19 protein-coding genes are annotated in these 19563 nt (G+C 35.6%); 4 read left to right on the forward strand and 15 right to left on the reverse strand.

Annotated features, from left to right (window positions below; all coding sequences use genetic code 11):
• Nucleotides 1–22: 22 nt before the first annotated feature.
• From DES36_RS08520 to DES36_RS08580, 13 genes are all read right to left on the reverse strand, one after another.
• Nucleotides 23–805 carry an ABC transporter permease gene (locus DES36_RS08520; protein WP_113920806.1) on the reverse strand — a complete coding sequence of 261 codons (783 nt, stop codon included), beginning with the start codon at nt 803–805 and terminating at the stop codon, nt 23–25.
• A 46-nt stretch (nt 806–851) separates the two neighbouring features.
• On the reverse strand, nt 852–1826 hold the full coding sequence (locus DES36_RS08525; protein ID WP_242981737.1) for an ABC transporter permease: 975 nt from the start codon (nt 1824–1826) through the stop codon (nt 852–854).
• 19 nt (nt 1827–1845) lie between these two features.
• On the reverse strand, nt 1846–3465 hold the full coding sequence (locus DES36_RS08530; RefSeq protein ID WP_242981738.1) for an ABC transporter substrate-binding protein: 1620 nt from the start codon (nt 3463–3465) through the stop codon (nt 1846–1848).
• A gap of 254 nt (nt 3466–3719) precedes the next feature.
• Complete coding sequence (larB, locus tag DES36_RS08535; protein WP_113920808.1) at nt 3720–4466, reverse strand: nickel pincer cofactor biosynthesis protein LarB; 747 nt, start codon at nt 4464–4466, stop codon at nt 3720–3722.
• Between the two features lie 195 nt (nt 4467–4661).
• On the reverse strand, nt 4662–5483 hold the full coding sequence (larE, locus tag DES36_RS08540; RefSeq protein WP_113920809.1) for an ATP-dependent sacrificial sulfur transferase LarE: 822 nt from the start codon (nt 5481–5483) through the stop codon (nt 4662–4664).
• Between the two features lie 260 nt (nt 5484–5743).
• Nucleotides 5744–6466, reverse strand: a complete 723-nt coding sequence (locus tag DES36_RS08545; RefSeq protein ID WP_113920810.1) for an amino acid ABC transporter ATP-binding protein — start codon at nt 6464–6466, stop codon at nt 5744–5746.
• Entirely contained in the window at nt 6453–7112 is a 660-nt protein-coding gene (locus tag DES36_RS08550; protein WP_113920811.1) for an amino acid ABC transporter permease, read from the reverse strand. The genes DES36_RS08545 and DES36_RS08550 overlap by 14 nt, the downstream gene beginning before the upstream one ends.
• Before the next feature lie 133 nt (nt 7113–7245).
• Nucleotides 7246–8046, reverse strand: a complete 801-nt coding sequence (locus tag DES36_RS08555; RefSeq protein WP_113920812.1) for a basic amino acid ABC transporter substrate-binding protein — start codon at nt 8044–8046, stop codon at nt 7246–7248.
• Nucleotides 8047–8350: 304 nt separating this feature from the next.
• Complete coding sequence (locus DES36_RS08560; protein ID WP_113920813.1) at nt 8351–10135, reverse strand: ASKHA domain-containing protein; 1785 nt, start codon at nt 10133–10135, stop codon at nt 8351–8353.
• 442 nt (nt 10136–10577) lie between these two features.
• A complete protein-coding gene (locus DES36_RS08565; protein WP_113920814.1) occupies nt 10578–12041 on the reverse strand; it encodes an NCS2 family permease in 1464 nt (487 codons plus the stop codon).
• Between the two features lie 194 nt (nt 12042–12235).
• Nucleotides 12236–13180: a DMT family transporter gene (locus DES36_RS08570; RefSeq protein WP_187387071.1), complete on the reverse strand. Its 945-nt coding sequence runs from the start codon at nt 13178–13180 to the stop codon at nt 12236–12238.
• Nucleotides 13181–13322: 142 nt separating this feature from the next.
• Entirely contained in the window at nt 13323–13652 is a 330-nt protein-coding gene (locus DES36_RS08575; protein ID WP_113920816.1) for a CGGC domain-containing protein, read from the reverse strand.
• A 292-nt stretch (nt 13653–13944) separates the two neighbouring features.
• Nucleotides 13945–14592, reverse strand: a complete 648-nt coding sequence (locus tag DES36_RS08580; RefSeq protein ID WP_113920817.1) for a 4Fe-4S binding protein — start codon at nt 14590–14592, stop codon at nt 13945–13947.
• Between the two features lie 84 nt (nt 14593–14676).
• Here DES36_RS08580 and DES36_RS08585 point away from each other — a divergent pair, with 84 nt between their 5' ends.
• The 4 genes from DES36_RS08585 (at nt 14677) to DES36_RS08600 (ending at nt 16867) form a co-directional block, all read left to right on the forward strand.
• Complete coding sequence (locus DES36_RS08585) at nt 14677–15327, forward strand: Crp/Fnr family transcriptional regulator (RefSeq protein ID WP_113920818.1); 651 nt, start codon at nt 14677–14679, stop codon at nt 15325–15327.
• 239 nt (nt 15328–15566) lie between these two features.
• Nucleotides 15567–15779 carry a DUF362 domain-containing protein gene (locus DES36_RS08590; RefSeq protein ID WP_113920819.1) on the forward strand — a complete coding sequence of 71 codons (213 nt, stop codon included), beginning with the start codon at nt 15567–15569 and terminating at the stop codon, nt 15777–15779.
• Between the two features lie 2 nt (nt 15780–15781).
• A complete protein-coding gene (locus DES36_RS08595) occupies nt 15782–16366 on the forward strand; it encodes a 4Fe-4S binding protein (protein ID WP_113920820.1) in 585 nt (194 codons plus the stop codon).
• Between the two features lie 219 nt (nt 16367–16585).
• Nucleotides 16586–16867: an ArsR/SmtB family transcription factor gene (locus DES36_RS08600; protein ID WP_113920821.1), complete on the forward strand. Its 282-nt coding sequence runs from the start codon at nt 16586–16588 to the stop codon at nt 16865–16867.
• A gap of 156 nt (nt 16868–17023) precedes the next feature.
• On the opposite strand, the gene DES36_RS08605 is transcribed toward DES36_RS08600, so the two are convergent.
• Nucleotides 17024–18520: a sugar ABC transporter ATP-binding protein gene (locus tag DES36_RS08605; protein ID WP_113920822.1), complete on the reverse strand. Its 1497-nt coding sequence runs from the start codon at nt 18518–18520 to the stop codon at nt 17024–17026.
• A 10-nt stretch (nt 18521–18530) separates the two neighbouring features.
• Nucleotides 18531–19517: an ABC transporter permease gene (locus DES36_RS08610; protein ID WP_113920823.1), complete on the reverse strand. Its 987-nt coding sequence runs from the start codon at nt 19515–19517 to the stop codon at nt 18531–18533.
• Nucleotides 19518–19563: the final 46 nt, after the last annotated feature.

The following is a 19563-nucleotide window of genomic DNA, read 5'->3' on the forward strand; positions in this document are numbered from 1 at the left end:
TCCTTCCATTCTATTATTTTTCTTATTCACGAGCTAAATGAGGATTTAAGAGTAGGGATAAATTATCCCCTAATTTGTTTATTAAAAGTACTAATAATACTAAAGACAAACCTGGAAAAAAAGCCAAATGCCATACTCCATTAACTAAATACTTCATACTTTCAGATAGAATAATACCAATTGCTGGTGCCTCAGGAGATAATCCAAATCCTAAGAAAGTCACAGCTGCTTCGTGAAGGATTGCATGGGGAAAAGTCAACACTAATCCAATAATATACTGAGGTAAGACAATAGGTATCATATGCTCTTTAAAAATATAAAAATTGCTCTTTCCAAACCTTCTCGATATCAATACATAGTGGTCATTACGAACTTGAAGGACTTCACTTCGCACAATTCGTGCTAAGGATGTCCAGTGGGTCAAGGCTATTCCTATGAGCAATCCTCTCACCCCTCGGCCTGCAAGTACTGAAATTAAAATGATAAGAATTAAGTGAGGAATACCCATTACCAAATCGATGGAAATTCGAACGATATGATCTACCCATTTAGGCATGGTTCCAGCTAAGCCTCCTACGATTAAAGCGATGATTGAACTTATTATAGAAGCTATAGAACCGATAATAATGCTGTTTTGTAATCCTTTGATCGTTCGCAAAAACATATCTCTTCCCAACCAATCTGTTCCAAACAAATGCTTTAGAGAAGGCAGTTGATTCTTTTGTGAAAAATCAGGGGCTAACATTTCATCCGTTATCATTGAGCCTGAAATCATGATTAATAACACAAAAGCTACTATAACCATTAGAATAAACCATTAGAATAATTTTACTTTTCTTTCGCCTATTCATCTATATCTCCTCCTCTCGAATCATTGGATTAATAAATATGTGGAGAAGATCTGCTATAAAATTACCAACAAAAACGAATATGGAAATAATAATTGTGATGCCAAGCAATAAGGGAATATCTCCGCCTAGACCTGCTGCTACAATAGTAGTGCCTAACCCCGGATAGGAAAATACATTTTCTGCCAAAACACTCCCTCCAAATATTTCACTAAAGGAACCGAATTGAATGGTAATTGCAGGAAGGACTGTATTCTTTATGACATGGTTTTTCATAATCGATTTTTGGCTTTCTCCTCTAGCCCTTGCAAATAGTACATAATCACTTTCTAAAACTTCAATGACTTTGCTTCTAGTATGCAGTGCTATATTAGGGATAAATACTAAGGTTAGGGTAAGAGCTGGGAGAATCGTATGATAAATTTTATCAAATATACGGACTTCATCAGCACTAACACCTACAGGCATACTAAATCCAATAGGAAAAATCCCTAGCTTTACAGAAAATATAATCAACATGAGCATACCTACCCAAAAGGTAGGTGTAGCAGAAAAGGTTATACATATGGATTTTAATATTCGATCTCCTATAGAATCACGAAATCTCCCCATAAATAATCCTATTACATATCCTAAGATCCCTGTTAAAGTAAATGTGCTTAACATTAAGAAGAGGGAGCTTCCGGCCTTCTCCCATATTACACTTAATACCCCTTTTCGAAAGATAATGGAATCTCCAAAATCTCCGTGGAGGAGATTTGTAGACCATTTTACAAATCTCTCCACCTTTGTATCATTTACCCCCCAATACTCTTCAATAGAATCTCTTTGCTCATCAGTTACGGTTCCCGTTCCTATGTACTGTCTTATAGGGTCAATAGGTGAATTTACTGCTAAAGTAAAAGTTACAACCGAAACTAATACAATAAGCAAAATCATTTTCATAAAGTTTTTAATGATGTAATGGGTTATGTTCATACTGTTCATCCAATCTATTTTATTCTGTCCATTTCCAATCTCTTAAATTTGCCACCAATGGCCAAGCATGACCGTGAGGATGTATTTTTTGTTCTCCTACGTCAAGGCCTTCTCTTATATAATATAAGTGATCAACATTTACAAGCCAAACCCAAGGTGCCTCGCCTAAAGCAGATGTTCCTGTTTTTCCGTCCCACTGTACCTTTTTCCATAATTCGTTTGCCTTTTCTTGATCTGATGTTTTCAAAGCTTCTTCTAAGTATTTGTCTACAATAGGATTATCAAAATTCTCTGGATTATAGTAGTTTGGTTGTCCTTTATTGCTGCTGTGATACAATAGATATGTTTCCATAGGGTTTTGATCTCCCCATCCCATTAGTACAGCATCTTCATACATTCTCTTATCAATTTCATCCCAACTCATGCCTTCTACTATAATAGAAATGCCTAATTCCTTTGCCTGAGCAGTAGCTGCTAAAGCAAGACCTTGTCTTACAGAATCACCAGAAGAGTAAATAAGATTAAATTCTGCTTTTTGATCTCCTTTTTCTCGAATGCCGTCATTGTCTTTATCGACCCACCCAGCTTCTTCTAATATTTTTTTTGCTTTTTCTACATCGTATTTAATTTTTGATTCTTCATTAAACCATGGCATACCATCAGACTCTGTATACGCAGGAGTACCGTATCCATTTAAAACTTCGTCTACTAATTTTTCTCGGTTAATGCCATAAGACAATGCTTTTCGAATGGCAATATCAGAAGTGACATTATTGCCTATTGGGTAACCGCCTTCTGTTTTTTTGCCTTCAGCAGGAACTACGGGAAGTGTAAGTCCTCTATTATCGATGGTAGCTGCCTTATATATGGTCATACCTTTGATTTCGTCTGTAGCAAGACTTGGTACAGTCATAGCTACATCTAGCTGACCAGCTTTTGCAGCTACTAATGCTGTGTCTTCTGTCATGAATAAAACCGTTACTTTTTTCATTTCAGGAACAGTGCCATAGTAATCTTCATTGGCTTCAAGGACTAGTTGTTGTCCTTTGTCCCATTGAACAAATTTAAAAGGTCCACTTCCTATAGGATTGTCTCCATAAGTTTTAGAATAAGCGTGTTCTGGAACAATACCTGTCTTTGCAATGCTATAAATAAATGTAGATTCTGGTTTTTTTAATTTCATTTCTACTGTAAAATCATCTTTTGCAGAAATTTTATCTAATACAGTAAAATCCACAATAGAATTACTTGTCTTTGAACTTTCATAAGTAAAGACTACATCATTTGCTGTAACTTGCTCTCCATCTGTAAAATAAGCATCATCCCTAAGATTAAAAGTAAGGGTTAAGCCGTCTTCACTAACGGTATAATCTTTAGCTAAATCCCCTACAATTTTCATATCTGCATTTGTTTCTACAAGAGTACTTTGAATCAATGGGCTACCGTACCTTCCCCAGCCAATAACTGGATCGAATCCTCCATCAGGCTCTGAACCTATAGCCATGACTATAGAATCTTTTTTTACTTCTTTTTCATTGTTTTCATCTTTCTTAGCATTCGTTTGTTGGCTAGAACATCCTACAAGTAAACTGAGTACCATGATTGTAATTAATATTACACTGATTAAACCTTTTTTCAAAATATTATCCCCCTTTGTTAGTGTATAGAACCCTGGGCAAAACTCGCTATGCGGGTTTTGCCCGACAAGAAAAGACCACAAAAGCACTGCATTCAATTGCAGCTTAACCTTCATGGTCTTTAAATCAAAAATAAAAATATCTTGTGTTGATGTATTACTCTAACTATGAGAAACCTTCTTGGTTTCATATGGATTGATTAAAATATATCATATTACAGCAAATTTTGTCAATACTAAATAATGTCTATTTAAAATTATAATTGATTGATTATACTTGCCATATATCCTGCGCCAAAGCCATTGTCGATATTGACTACAGCTGTCCCGCTGGCACAACTGTTTAACATGGCTAAAAGTGCGGCTAATCCGCCAAAATTAGCACCATAACCAACACTAGTTGGAACAGCTAAAACAGGCTTGGATACTAAACCTCCTAATACGCTTGCCAGTGCACCTTCCATGCCTGCTACAGCGATGACTACCTTTGCGCCAGTAATAATGTCTAATTTATCAAATAATCTGTGTATCCCTGCTACTCCTACATCATAGACTCTTTCCACTTTATTTCCTAAGATTTCTGCGGTTATAGCTGCTTCTTCAGCGACTGGGATATCCGATGTACCCCCAGTTACTACGGCAATATAGGAATTTGTTAGAGTAATCTTATGGTTTTCAATTGTAATCATCTTGCAGGACTTATGGTAAATGGCTTTATCGCAAATTTCTTTGACTACATTAAACATGGTTTCATCAGCCCTTGTGCCGATAATATTGCTTCCTCTTGAAATCATAGCCTCCACAATGCTTTGAACCTGCTCTGGCGTCTTTCCTGCACAGTAGATCACTTCAGGATAACCTTGTCTTAATTCACGATGATGATCTACCTTTGCAAAGCCTAGGTCCTTATAAGGCAATTGCCTTAAGCTTTCTATGGCCTCATCGATACTTACTTTATCCGACTTAATATCTTCCAATAAATTTCTTAAAGACTCTTCACTCATAACATTCTCCTCTGTGGTATTCCTCTTGGGTCAGCCCTTTCTCTCGGGTCACTCCTTTTAGGTCAGGTATCAGCGACCAGCAGCCAGCCATTAGTTCTGGGTATTTCTCTTGGGTCAGCGGCCAGCTATCAGCTCTGGGTATTTCTCTGGGGTCTCTTAAAGCTACCGAAGGTAGCTAATGCTGGTGGCTGGTGGCTATAATTTGTCTTCTTCTGAAAGGACTTCGTTCATGCTTCCAGTTCGATATCCTAAAATATCAAGTGTTACGTATTTAAAACCAATTTTTCTAAATTCATTTCCGATTTGGTCCATCTTATTTACGTCAAAAAACTTTGCTCTTTCATTTGGCTCTACTTCGATGCGGGCGATTTCATCGTGGTGTCTTACTCTTATTTGTCTAAATCCCATATCTAAGAGATACTGTTCTGCCTTTTCTACCATAGAGAGTTTTTCTGCAGTAATTTCTTTTCCATAGGGAAATCTTGAGGAAAGGCAAGCAAAAGCAGGTTTATCCCAAGTAGGTACATCAAGCTCTTTAGATAGTTTTCGAATATCGTCTTTTGTAAATCCTGCTTCCTTTAGAGGACTAATAACCCCTTGCTCCTTAGCTGCCTTCATTCCTGGTCTATAATCACTTGTATCATCCAAATTAGAGCCATCAAAGACATGCTTCAAACCATACTTATCAGCCTGTGACTTGACCTTTGAGAAAAGCTCTGCCTTACAAAAATAACAGCGGTTTACTGGATTTTTAGAAAAACCTTCAATTTCTAGCTCTTCAGATACGATAGTAATATGTCTTACCCCTAATTTTTCTGCATGGCTCTTTGCCTCATTATATTCTCTCTCAGGATATGTAGAAGAGCGAGCCGTAACACCTATAACTTGATCCCCCAACACATCATAAGCAACTGTCAATAAAAAAGTACTATCCACTCCTCCAGAATAAGCTACTGCTCCACTTCTTGCTTCTTTTAGTATTTTCTTTAAACGATTATATTTTTCATGTAATGTCATAATGCCCTCCATGTGTAGTTATTAATTTAATACATTTATCATACTACAAATTATTTTTATGTACAATCTGTTTAAGGTGGTCAGCAAAAGCATTTTAGCCACTAAAGTGGCTGTTTTTTTAGAACTCTAAACCTTAGCTACTGTTCATCTAGCATTTATATTGTTCAATATTCATTGTTCACTGCGACGTAAGTCGCATATTTGCTGACCACCTGACCAGCTTAAAGCTGACCACCTAAAAAAGCGCCTAAGGCGCTTTTTTAAAGTACTTTACTCAAAAACTCTTTTAAACGAGAGTGCTTTGGATGGTTGAATAGTTGATCAGGGCTCGCTTCTTCTACTACTTTGCCTTCATCCATAAAAAGAATTCGATCTCCAACTTCTCTTGCAAAGCCCATTTCGTGGGTTACCACCATCATTGTCATTCCTTCTAATGCTAAATCTTTCATAACGCTTAGTACCTCTTTAACCATTTCAGGATCAAGAGCTGAAGTTGGCTCATCAAAGAGCATTACTTCAGGTTCCATGGCTAAGGCACGAGCGATGGCAATTCTTTGTTTTTGACCACCTGATAATTGAACAGGATAAGTGTCAATCTTATCTATTAGTCCTACCTTTTTGAGTAGATTCTTTGCTAAATCTGTAGCTTGTTCCTTTGACATTCCCTTTAATTTTATAGGTGCTAAGGTCACATTCTCTAAAATAGTCAGATGAGGAAAAAGATTAAAGTGTTGAAATACCATTCCTACTTTTTCCCTTACCTTGTTAATGTTTACCTTAGAATCTGTAATATCGTCGCCATCAATGATGATCTGACCTTTTGTAGGTTGTTCAAGCAAATTGATACATCTTAAAAAAGTACTCTTACCTGAACCGCTTGGACCGATGACGACTACTACTTCTCCCTGCTTTACTTCTTGATCGATTCCTTTGAGAACTTGCAAGTTTCCGAAGGATTTATGGAGATTTTTAACGGTAATCACTTCGTTTCAACCTCCTTTCCAATTGGTTAATCAATGTAGATAAACCTAATACCAAAACAATATAAATAAGTGCAATAATAATATAAGGCTCAAAATTACTATAGGTTGCAGCTTTAATGATATCTGCTTGTCGCACTAAATCAGTCGTTCCAATAATGGACACGACAGAAGTTTCTTTTAATAAAACGACAAACTCATTTCCCAGAGCTGGCAAGATGTTTTTGATTGCCTGGGGAATAATAATATATCTCATGACCATACCATGAGGCAAACCTAAAGAACGCCCAGCTTCCATTTGTCCAAAATCTACAGCCTGAATCCCTGCTCGAATAATTTCTGCTACATAAGCTGAACTATTCAAACCAAAGGTAGCTACTGCTGCAATATAAGGTGGAATATTAAATCCAAAAAGTGGATACGTAGCATAATATATAATATATAATTGCACTAGTACTGGAGTTCCTCTAATAATTTGTATATAACCTGTTGCTATAAACGAAATTACCTTATTAGTCGACAGTCTCCCAAGGGCCACAAACAAACCTAAAATGGCTCCAATAATTACTGCCACAAAGGCGATTTGAACAGTAACCTTCAAACCTTCCACAAACAGTGGCGCATACTGAGCCATTGAAGCAAAATCCATGTATTTCATCCTTTCTGTTGTATGAGAAATTATCTGTTAATCTACGATAAAAAACAGATAAGTCAGATCCTAGGACAGCATAAAAACCTACTGCCCTATATCTCTTACCTGTTTCATTATATCCTATTATTAATTATTTCTCGAATTTAACTAGGTTCCATTTAGAAAGTAACTCATCATATTTTCCAGATTCTTTTATGCTTTGTAAAGCTTCATTTACTTCTTTTAATAAATCATCACTGTCTTTGGGTAGCGCCATAGCAAAAGGCACAGTTTCTGTGTTTAAACCTTCAGGAGTAACAATTTTTAGTTCAGTATTCTTTGCAACAAATTCAGAAGCAATAGAATCTTCAATAATTACTGCATTAATTCGACCATTTTTCAAGTCTTGTATTGCATCTGTTGCTTTATTGTATTTTTTGACTTCAACTCCTTCGAATGTCATAATGACATCATCACTGGTAGTACCCAGCTGAGAACCTACTATCTTACCTGTAAGTTCGTCCATGTTTTTTATCCCTTCTGAATCAGATTTTACGACTAAAGTTTGATACGCTTCATAATATGGATCAGAGAAATTTACCTTTTTTGCTCTCTCTTTATCTACAGACATTCCTGAAATTGCTAAGTCGATTTTTCCAGTTTGCACTGCAGCAACTAAACCGCTAAATTCTGTATTTTCAAGTACAATTTCAGCATCTAATTCTTTTCCGATTTCTTTTACAAGGTCAATATCAAAGCCTACGATTTCCCCTTTTGTATCAATCGTCTCAAAAGGTGGAAAATCTGCACTTGTACCAACAGTAAGAGTTCTTTTACTTGTATTTTCACCTTGTCCTTCTTCTTTTTCAGTTGTTTCGTTGCTATTACAGCCAACTAAGGCAATCATAAGTGCAACAATAAGTAATGTGATTAATCCTTTTTTCATTTTCATTTAATATCCTCCCCATTTCTAATAACATAATAATACAATAAAACTAATAAATATTCAATTGCTAAAAGTAGAAAGTTGCAATGTTTGAGGGTTGGAAATTAATGGATGATTCGCTTGTTGGGTGGAAGAACTTTTTGTGGAAAGGGAAACTGTATAGTTTGGGCAGAGTGAAAGCATAAGATCCTTCGCTAGCGCTCAGGATGACTGTGGAAGGAGCCTGGGTCAAAAACCTCGCCTATAGGTAAGTACAATAATTGTCAATTAAAGGAGATAAAGAGGACCATTTGTCCTCTTTATCTCCTTTTTACTCGTCGTCCTCTTCATCTAATTTTAAACTCGTATTCATTATAAATCCGTTAACAAAATTTGGATTCGATGCGATTTCTATGTGTTCTGCTTTTGATGCTAATTTAATGCACTCTTCTTGCTCTTCTCTTGACAATAAGAAGATTTGGCTTCCTGTTGCTGCTGCATTTCCGATGGAATACACAGGCACGTTTTCAAAATGTGGAATCATGCCAATAGCCTGAGCTTTATTGATATCGATATAATTACCAAATGCTCCTGCGATTAAGATTTCTTCTAGGTCCTCGCCTTTTAGTCCACATTCTTCTATTAGCATTAAGCACCCTGTATAAATTGCTGCCTTCGCTAGTTGAACTTGGCGGATATCTTGCTGGGTCATTAAGAGGGGTTCTCCAGATTCTGTTTCCTCCCCATAAGCTATGATAAATGCTTTTCCCTTTTGAGTTTTGATGACTCTCTTTGCTAATTCTGGCTCTTCTATTTTCGATGGATCTATAAAAGTACCACCAGAATTTACAATATTATTTTCAGATAGCTCCGCTACGATATCGATAATTCCAGAACCACAAATTCCTTGAGGTTTTACTCCTCCTATTACTTTATTAAATACTTGACCATTGGCTATTGTTACTCGTTCAATAGCACCTTTTGTCCCCCTCATTCCATACTCTAAACCAGCACCTTCAAGGGCAGGTCCACATGCACAGGAAGTGACTTTATAATCATTATTTTTCCCTACACCTAGTTCGCCATTGGTTCCTAGATCGATAACCAGCCTGTTTTTATCATCATTTTGTATAGATAGAAGTACTGCAGCAGTATCTGCACCTACAAATCCACCTAATAAAGGCAAGAAATTAATTTTTGCTTTAGAATTGATATTAATACTAAGGCTTTTGGCATTTGTCAAAACAGCTCTATGTGTCGTACTGCTAAAAGGCTTTAAACCTAAATTGCTTGGATACAAACCTAAAAACAAGTGCTGCATAGTGCTATTACCACAGAAACTTGCTTGGTAAATATTATTTTTATCAATATTGTTTTCTGTACAAATATTTTCAATGATTTCATTTACTGATTCAACAACCAGTTTGTTTAATCTTCTTAAACCATCTGGATTAGAGATAGCATAGTCGATTCTACTGATGACATCGCCGCCGATGCTTGTTTGCTTATTCAGCCTAGAGCTAATCCCAACCTGTTCATAGGTTTTCAAATCAAACAAATACCCTACAACAGAAGTAGAACCAATGTCAAAAGCTAAACCGTATATCGTTTGAGTAGAGTCTCCTGGAAGGATATCTACAATTTCGTCATTATATAAAATAATATTTAGTCCTTCAGGATTATGGTAAATGGTTGAAAATTTTTGCAGCACTTCTAGTGGTGGCTGGCTTAAATCTAAATCAATTACACTTAATAAAGTTTCGTAATCGTTCCCACATAATGGAGTGACTAACTCATCATGCTTTACGTGAACTATTCTCGTAGATGGATTTGGATTCGTGTGCTTTAACATATTGGATGTGAGTATTTGAGCTTCTACTTCCTCGCCTGTAATCATAACTTTTAATCCATCAGATACTTCTACTTGGCAAGCTAAAACTGTAGACGTTGTTCCCTTTATTTGAATATCAACCTCACATTTGCCACATCTACCTTTTCCGCCACAAACTAAATTTAGAGGGTGGCCTATCTTTTCACATGCATCTGAAATCTTACTCCCCTTTTCGATTTCTATGCTCTTTCCGATTATAGGAAATTCGACTGAAACCATATTCATTCGTCCATACCCCTTTCACTTATAAGTAATCTATATTAATATTATATATACTTATTATTAATGATATCTAATTATGAAATTAATGGCAAGTATCATTATGTACACTTATTCGTTTATTTATGAATTATCAATGTCTGGTCAGGTAGTCAAATATGCGACTTACGTCACAGTGAATAGTGAACAATGAACGATGAATAATTAACAGTATAAAATCAAACAAGTAATCGCATATTTGTATTGTTCCATATTCAATGTTCATTTTTCATTGTTCAATTGATGTAAATCTTTATAGTATATAGTGTGTACTTTGCTAGCTGGTTTGGTGAGATCCTTTGCTTGCGCTCAGGATGACTAGCAAGAGCTGGAGCCTAAAGTAGGAGTTTCCTTTGCATAAAAAAAGGTTTGCTATCTACCGATAACAAACCTCTTTGAAATATCCTATTTACAATCTCGCCATTATGACAAAATTTAAAACAAACAATAAGCTAGATACCCACAATACTGGGTGGATTTCTTTTGTTTTGCCTTTTGCTACTTTGATAATAACATAGAAAATAAATCCTGCTGCAATACCATAAGAGATGCTGTATGCAAATCCCATAAAAATGGAAGTAAAGAAAGCAGGAATTGCTTCCTCCAAACTATTCCAATCAATTTCTAAGAAAGAAGACATCATCATAACCCCAACTAAAATCAAGGCTGGTGCAGTTGCTTGTGCAGGAACAAGGGTGATTATTGGTGCAAATAAACTACATAGTAAGAATAAGCCTGCTACTACCACGCTTGTAAGTCCTGTACGGCCACCTGCTCCAATACCTGCAGCACTTTCCACATATGTAGTAGTATTAGATGTTCCAAAGACCGCTCCTACTGACGTTGCAATGGCATCTGCAAATAATGCTTTATCCATTTTAGAATTAAAGCCTGTGCTCGTCTCTAATGCTTTTTCATCTTCCGCACTAAAGATTCCAGATTTACGACCTGTCCCAATAAATGTTCCAATCGTATCAAATATATCAGATAAACTAAAAGCAAATATGGTCATAAAGACTAATGGCAATCGAGCTGGATCACTAAATAATGAACCTAGTCCTTCACTGCTAAAAGCAGCCCCAAAAGTAACACCTAATTCTGAAATTGCATTTGCCAAGGAATTAGAAGAAGAACCAATTGTAGACAAATCTACAATGCCTAATGGTATTCCTATAATTGTAGTAGATATGATTCCAATAAGAATGGCTCCTCTAACATTTTTAACTAATAAAATAACCGTAATTGCAAGTCCAATTAAAGCCAGTATAGGTCCCATTTGTGTAAAATCTACTAACGCAGGAACAATTCCTGAACCAGTTACTACAGAAGTTATTCCACCTTCATATGTTGTAGTAGCTACATCATATGCTGCATTGTTAATGGATTGAATAGTGCCTGCATCAGATGTAAATTGTAGCAAGCCTGCATTTTTGATTCCAATATAAGATATAAATACGCCAATACCTCCGCTAATTGCATTTTGCAAACCAACAGGTATAGATTTAATGATTACTTTACGTACCCTAGTAACGGTAATTAAAATATTAAAAATTCCACATACAAAAACGATTGCTAAGGCTTCTTGCCAAGTAAAACCTAGTGCAAATACTACCGTATAAGTAAAGAACGCATTTAGTCCCATGCCTGGTGCCTGAGCGTATGGAACATTGGCAAAAAGTCCCATGACCAAAGTACCGATTGCTGCAGCAATAAGCGTTGCTAAAAATACTGCTTGAGAAGGCATGCCCGTTAATGATAAAATTGCTGGATTAACGAATATAACATAAGACATTGCAAAAAATGTAGTAAAACCAGCCATGACTTCTGTTGATACATTTGTATTATTCTCTTTCAGTTGAAAAAACTTTTCCACTTTTCTTTCCCACCTTTTCCATTTTAATCTGTTACATAATTACATTATTGCTCTATTTTTAATACTTTATTTGAAATGAAATCATCTGCTTCATTATTATAGTTCAATATAATTTAAATTTCAACATTTTTAAGAATATTTTATCGTTTTTTTTAGATAATGTTCGTGTTTCGTAGAAAAGGTGTTTTATTACTTTATGTCAATGAAGTTTTATTTATTTTCTTTTTCTCGTGCTGCTTTTTTTCTTCCTTATAAGCTAATAGAATAACTGTTGCAATAATAAGGAGAAAACCAATAATATCTATCATAGTAAATTTTGTTCCTAGAAGAATAGCAGTAAATACAGTTGCCGCTAAAGGCTCAACAGAAGCGATCATACTTGCTTTTACTGCCCCTATTTGCTCTACCCCCTTTAAGTATAAAGTATATGGGATGACCGTACCGAACACTACAACGACGAAAAGAGCTCCTAACGCTGATAAATCAAGTTCAACCTTTATGCGCCATTGTTGAAATAGCAAAGCCCCTACTACTCCACCAATCAACATGCCATAACATGTAACCACAAGAGAACCCCATTTGCGAATGATCTTGATAGGTACTAAATTATAGATGGCTAAAGTAATAGCTGACAAGATTCCCCAGGATAAACCTAAAGGCGAAATAACTAAAGATTGTATATTGCCATGTGTAGTGATGAGAAATATACCAGCTAGGGTTAGGCTAATCCCAATTAATTCTTTTCTATTTGGTTTTTTGTGACTTTTCAAACAAATATAAGCTAAAATAAATACTGGAGCAATGTACTGTAATACAGTAGCTGTACCCGCATTTGTATGAGAAATGGCCATAAGATAAGTTAATTGATTCGCCATAAGTCCAACAATGCTAAAGGCTAATAATGATTTCCACGATACTTTGTCTTTCCATATGCCCTTTAAACCATCCATTTGTTTAAAACTAAGCCATACAAATAAAATGATTCCGGCACATAACATACGAACCATGGAAATCCATGGCGCGGGCAAATGGTAAACTTCCATTAAATACTCACTGCTAGCTCCAGAAAACCCCCAAAAAATTGCGCCAAGTAATGTACATGAAATCCCTATTAAATACTGTTTTTTTGATGATTCCACCAAAGCAAATCCTCCTATTACTCTCATTAATATGCTACTGTTTCACCCTTTAGGAGAATGGCTACCCTAAATGCAATGCCAACAAAATAGATACCAATATATAATTTACATGAATTTGAGAAAAAGCACAATAAGCTACTTCCTATTTTTTACGTCCATGAGTATAGTCTACAACTTCAAAATTCCTTGATAACTCGTCTACAAATTCAGAGTACCATTTGCATCTTCCACGAATACAAGTAGAAATATGTATTGTTTTGACCCCTTTATCTTTCATCTTATTAGCCTCTATTACTACTCCTTCAGTAGCATTTTCACTGCATCCATGACATTGTGCAAAGCTAACAATTTCCGCATTCTTAAAGACGTATTTGTCAAAAGAGCCCCTATTTTCATTAAAAGCATTAATACACCCTGTTCCCGAACACTTTTTTGCCACTTCCGCGCAATTTATGATCCCTATATTAATCATTATCCCACCTCCTAATTGTAAGTGAACATAGCATACCACAATGTCGAATAGTTTGATGTGATTTTAAGCACCAAAAATCAAAAACACAGCCATCAGCAACCATCCATTAGCAATCAGCTGCCAGCTATCAGTGCTAGGGTCGAGTCTCACAGGTCAAAGATTCAACTACACATAAAGATAGCTTATATAATAGTTAAATTCAAAAATAGAACTTGTAAGTGTCCAGCTTAGCTGGACACGCTCCTAATACAAGATAAAAGACCGCCATAGATTTGATGGCGATCTTGTTTATTTAGCTTACTTCGCTACTCGTTTTTACACGTTCATAGTGAATAGCATCTTTTGGGCAGACCTGCTGACAGCTGGTGCACTGAAAACATAATGACGTGTCAATAGAAGCCTTTTTATTTTCAGCGACAACTAAAATTGCATTTGAAGGGCAAGTTTTTTCACAAATTTTACATCCAATACAGTTCTCTTCATTTACAATTGTACATAACTTTGAAGATTTACCAAATGATTTTTGCAATACTCCAAAAGGGCAGACAAGATTGTGAAAGACTGCAGGTTTATATTTTAGGGTTACGATTACCGCCAAAGCAATCCACACTGGTAAGATTGGAATATTCTTATGTAATACTTTTTGTGCAATGATTACTATAACTACACTTGCTATTAGCGCAATTACGCTAAACTTTGTAGACTTAAGCCAATCAGGCGTTTTATCCGTTTGGATTTTCAGCTTTTTTGAGAGCGACTCTGTAGGAATCATTAATGTATTCATAGGACAGATATAACCGCAGTATACCCTTCCAAAGAACAGAGCTGCAATAAGGCTAATGGCAAACACTCCCAACCAAAGCATAGGCTTTCCCATAATAATTAGGAATAGAAATAAACCTAAAAACAGAATACGTACTGTAGCAATAAGATACTTCATAATACCCCTCCCTATTGATTATTTTTTATTATATCGTTATGATAAGAATTAAGGTGTTACCAATGTAACACTTAGGAGGATATTATGGATGAATATATAAATGATATTAAGAATACAACTTTAATCAATTGTTTTTCTGTACGAGATATAGAGCTATTTTTAAAAACGGGTAAATTCAAAATCGTTTCCTATACAAAGAATACCGTTATACATTTTGATGGGGATATGTGTTGTAACTTAGAAATCATCCTTTCTGGAAGTGTTATTGTGGAAAGAATTGATGAATTTGGCAATTTGCTTACCATCTCAGAATTTTCTAAGGATGATATCGTTGGAGGTAATCTCTTATACTCTAAGAATCCGTATTTTCCAATGACTATAGTAACACAATCTCGAACTAGCCTTCTTGAAATTGATAAAGAAACTTTATTTGAACTATTGACTACGAATTCATCTTTTCTTAGAATTTACCTCCAGTACACTTCAGATCGAACATTTCTCTTAGGCCATACCTTAAAGAGTTACATAAAAAGAACTATAAGAGAATGCATCATAGATTTTCTCAATATAGAGTGTAAAAAACAGGATTCAAAACAGATTACCTTAAATATAACGAAAAAAGCGCTAGCCGAAAAAATTGGCGTCCAACGCACATCCTTGTCGAGGGAATTAACTAAGATGAAAAAAGATGGCTTGATAGATTACGATACAAAGACGATTACGATGCTGGAATAAGGTGGTAAGCCACCAGTGGTGGCTTAAATGCTGGCGGACACTGCCCCCTACAGTCCACGAAATATGACCCTAGCTTCTGCGATGGTCATCCTTGAGCGTAGCAAAGGATCTTACATTTTGTCGCCTACAGGCGAGTTAGATCTTCCTTTCTGCTTTCTGCTTTCTGCTAAAAAAGTATTGACAAATGCTACATAATTAAGTATATTAGTAATTACTAATATACTTAATGGGAGGCTATTATGGAAGCTGTAAAAAAGAAAGTAAAGAGAAATGCCGTCGTTTCTAATGAATGCGTCGCCTGTGGTGTTTGTATGCGAGTTTGCCCTTTTGATGCTATAAACATTTACAAGGGAATCCACGCTGTGGTAGATATAGAAAAATGTGTTGGCTGCGGAAAATGCGCTAAAGCATGTCCAGCCTCTGTTATCAAAATTCACAAGGAGGAAAATTGATCATGAAAAAAAACAATATTGATAAGAAAAAATGGTCTGATTATTTGTGGATTTTTACTCTAGTTTACTTAATGCTAGGATTTTTTAATATTTTATTTGCATGGATTGGTTTGATTTGTTTTATCGTTCCCATAGTTATCTCCCTTTTTGGTGGAGGGAAAGCTTACTGTAATCACTACTGCGGTAGAGGAAAACTATTTCAGTTATTAGGTGACAAATTTAAATTATCAAGAAATATGGATATTCCACGTTTCTTGCGTTCAAAAAAATTTCGATATGGGTTTTTGATTTTCTTTATGGCTATGTTTATTAATATGTTGTACTCTACATATCTAGTTTACGCTGAAGTCAATGGATTAAGAGAATTTGTCACACTACTTTGGACCTTTAAAGTGCCATGGAGCTGGGCTTATACCACTCCTGCAACACCATGGATTGCTCAATTTGCCTTTGGCTTTTACAGTGTTATGCTTACGTCCACCATTTTAGGTCTTATTACCATGGTGCTATACAAACCTCGCTCTTGGTGTGTTTACTGCCCAATGGGAACCATGACACAAGGAATCAGCCAGTTGAAAGATAAGTGAACAGTGGTTGATCAGTAGTTGAACAGTTGTTAAACAATGGTTAAACGATTGTTTTTAAATAGAAGTGTAGATTACATTTATTTCCTAAAACGAGCTGTACTTTTCGGCTTTCAGCTTTCCGCATTCAGCTTTAAAAGCAGAACTTTTCTACTAAATGAAAAAATAAGTTAAATTGTATATAATAAGACAAGAAATAATTTTTACGAAAAGAGGTTTACAATGGAAGAACATGTAAAAGTAGTAGCGGAACTACTTAAAGTACTTGCCAATGAAAATAGATTACTAATTTTATGCTACCTCATAGAAGGGCCTTTGACAGTGAGTGAGCTCTCCTTAAAAATTACTACCATCACTCAGTCTGCACTTTCTCAGCATCTTGCCATTTTAAAAGCGCATAAAATAGTCGACTCAATAAAAAAAGGCCAGACTATTACTTATTCTATTAATGATGAAAGAATTCTATCTGTAATGGAAGTTCTTAAAGCGAAATATTGTGTGTAATAAGGTGGTCAGTAAAAATTTTTTAGTCACCGTTGGTGACATAAAGAAGGGCGGATTGTGTCCACCCTTCTTTATGTTCTCTTTATTATTAAAAGTACAAAGCGTTTTACATTATTAAACTTTATAACACTTATGTATAATCCTTTATAGTCTATATTAATTTGCAATAGCTGCAGCATACTTCATGATTTGTTCTTCGCTGGCTTCTTCTCTTGTAAGTTCACCTGTTTTTCTTCCTTCATGCATAACAATAATTCGATCACATAATGTTAGAAGCTCAGGCAATTCAGAAGAAACCATAATAATTCCTATACCTTGTTGTGCAATATCTCTGAGAAGTTCATATATCTCAGCCTTTGCTCCTACATCAATTCCCCTTGTAGGTTCATCACACATTAATATTTCAGGTTCATTAGCCAACCATCTTGCAATTATAACCTTTTGTTGATTTCCTCCACTTAGTGTCATAATACAATTATTTACATCGCTGGTCTTAATATGGTATTTTTTTACCATTTCATCCATAATTTCATTTGATTTTCTTTTATCAATTACCCCATTTTTTAACATTTTGTTCAGTATGACAACTTGTGCATTTTGTTTAACGGATAATTCTGCCATTAAGGCATCGTCTCTTCTATTTTCGGGAATTAAGGCAATTCGATTCTTTATTGCAGCTTGAGAGCAATTATGAACAGGGACTTTCTTTCCATGAATGTATATTTCACCTTCATCGGGCTTATTAATTCCAAATATAGAGTTAAGTAGCTCTGTTCTTCCTGCACCAACAAATCCAGCAATACCTAATATTTCACCCTTCTTTAATTCAAAAGATATATTATCGAACTGTCTATGTTTTGAAAAACCTTTAACTTGAAGCAGTACTTCATCTGTAGCATAACATTGATAACAACTGTTATTATCAATTTCTCGTCCTACCATCAATCGAACAATATCGTCCATTGTTATATCTTTGATGTTTTTTGTTGTAATAAACTGTCCATCTCTTAAAATGGTTGTACGATCTCCTAGTTCCATTACTTCTTCTAGTCGATGGCTAACATAAATAATAGTTGTTCCTAATTCTCTTTTCATTTTTCTAATTATGTCAAATACTACATTTCTTTGATCATTTGTTAAAGCTGCTGTTGGTTCATCTAGAATTAAAATATCTGGTTTGTAGTAAATTGCCTTGGCTATCTGTATCATAGACTGTTCTGCGATACTTAGACTATCGATTAATCGAGTTGGTTCTAATTTTAGTTGAAAAAGATCTAATAGCTCCTGGGTCTTCTCTCTCATATATGATTCATTAATGAATATTCCCTTCATGCTTTCAGAGGAGCCAAGAAAAATATTATTAGCAATACTCATATTAGTACATAATGGCACTTCTTGATGTACAATTGAGAAACCTAACTTTTCTGACTTCTGAATGCTATTGATTTTTTCATGTTTGCCATTAACCCATATTTCACCAGAAGTTGGTTCAAACACGCCAGCACATAAATTGATTAATGTGGATTTGCCAGCACCATTTTCTCCACAAATACAGTGAACCTCGCCTTTTTGAATTTCAAATGAAACTTCTGATAATGCTGTAGTTCCACCAAATTTTTTTGTAACATTCTTAAACTGAATATGTGGTCCCATGCTTAGCTACCTACCCTTTCTTATTTGATCGACTAATGCAGGTGTCTAAAAGTACTGCCAGAATAATGATTACGCCAATAAAGCCAGACTGCCAGAAGACTGGAACGCTTAACAGTACCATTCCATTTTTTACAACGCTCATGATTATTGCCCCAATTAAAGTTCCAATGACCGTACCTCTTCCACCACTTAAAGCTGCCCCACCTAAGATAACTGCAGCTATAGCATCCATTTCTCTTGATGCTCCTGCCGTTGTTGGAACTGATTTTAAGTACGCAATGCTAACCTGACTTGCAAAGGCATAAAGAACTCCTGCAATAACCATACAAGTAATCTTAATTCGGTCCGTATTAATTCCTGCCAATTGTGCTGCTCTTTTGTTCCCACCTGTTGCATATACTTCAAATCCAAATTTAGTTTTAGACATTACCATATGTGCAATTATAAAGAAAGCAATCATAACAATAACCTGAATAGGTATTACACCTATTGAACCTCCAAGCTTAAAGATCCAGCTGCTCTCAGCACTTTCAGGAAAAACACTGATATTCTGCCCACCTGAAATAGAATAAGCAATACTTCTAAAAATTTGCATTGTTCCTAATGTAACAATAAATGCAGGCATTTTTGCCTTAGTAATTAAAAAACCATTTACAAATCCAATCGCTCCACCTGCGAGCATAGCAATGCTAAAAACTAGAGTTGGATTTACACCTGCCTTGTAGAGATATGCGGCCAGCATAGCTGTAGCTCCATAGGCTGAACCAGCTGAAAGATCAATTTCTGCCGAAACAATAATAAAAGTCATCCCAATAGCCATGATGCCTATTTCAACAGTCTGCCTCACAATGTTTATTAAATTTGTCATTTGCAAAAATGCGGGTGACGCTATGGATAGTATTGCAATAAGCGAAACCATTACCATAAAAACGCCAAATTCGCGAAATACTTTTATTTTTTTCATTCTTGCTGTTTTACCTAGCTCTGTCATTCCCATTCACATTTCCCCCATATATTTTGTCCTCCAATAGCTATGTAGCAAA

This window comes from Alkalibaculum bacchi, from assembly GCF_003317055.1.
Taxonomy (GTDB): domain Bacteria; phylum Bacillota; class Clostridia; order Eubacteriales; family Alkalibacteraceae; genus Alkalibaculum; species Alkalibaculum bacchi.

Bases quoted from the DNA above. Each gene is read 5' to 3' on its own strand.
- DES36_RS08520 (WP_113920806.1), bottom strand. From the start codon at position 805: ATGGTTATAGTAGCTTTTGTGTTATTAATCATGATTTCAGGCTCAATG.
- DES36_RS08525 (WP_242981737.1), bottom strand. From the start codon at position 1,826: ATGAACATAACCCATTACATCATTAAAAACTTTATGAAAATGATTTTG.
- larB (WP_113920808.1), bottom strand. From the start codon at position 4,466: ATGAGTGAAGAGTCTTTAAGAAATTTATTGGAAGATATTAAGTCGGAT.
- larE (WP_113920809.1), bottom strand. From the start codon at position 5,483: ATGACATTACATGAAAAATATAATCGTTTAAAGAAAATACTAAAAGAA.
- DES36_RS08550 (WP_113920811.1), bottom strand. From the start codon at position 7,112: ATGGATTTTGCTTCAATGGCTCAGTATGCGCCACTGTTTGTGGAAGGT.
- DES36_RS08555 (WP_113920812.1), bottom strand. From the start codon at position 8,046: ATGAAAATGAAAAAAGGATTAATCACATTACTTATTGTTGCACTTATG.
- DES36_RS08560 (WP_113920813.1), bottom strand. From the start codon at position 10,135: ATGAATATGGTTTCAGTCGAATTTCCTATAATCGGAAAGAGCATAGAA.
- DES36_RS08575 (WP_113920816.1), bottom strand. From the start codon at position 13,652: ATGATTAATATAGGGATCATAAATTGCGCGGAAGTGGCAAAAAAGTGT.
- DES36_RS08580 (WP_113920817.1), bottom strand. From the start codon at position 14,592: ATGAAGTATCTTATTGCTACAGTACGTATTCTGTTTTTAGGTTTATTT.
- DES36_RS08585 (WP_113920818.1), top strand. From the start codon at position 14,677: ATGGATGAATATATAAATGATATTAAGAATACAACTTTAATCAATTGT.
- DES36_RS08590 (WP_113920819.1), top strand. From the start codon at position 15,567: ATGGAAGCTGTAAAAAAGAAAGTAAAGAGAAATGCCGTCGTTTCTAAT.
- DES36_RS08595 (WP_113920820.1), top strand. From the start codon at position 15,782: ATGAAAAAAAACAATATTGATAAGAAAAAATGGTCTGATTATTTGTGG.
- DES36_RS08600 (WP_113920821.1), top strand. From the start codon at position 16,586: ATGGAAGAACATGTAAAAGTAGTAGCGGAACTACTTAAAGTACTTGCC.
- DES36_RS08605 (WP_113920822.1), bottom strand. From the start codon at position 18,520: ATGGGACCACATATTCAGTTTAAGAATGTTACAAAAAAATTTGGTGGA.
- DES36_RS08610 (WP_113920823.1), bottom strand. From the start codon at position 19,517: ATGGGAATGACAGAGCTAGGTAAAACAGCAAGAATGAAAAAAATAAAA.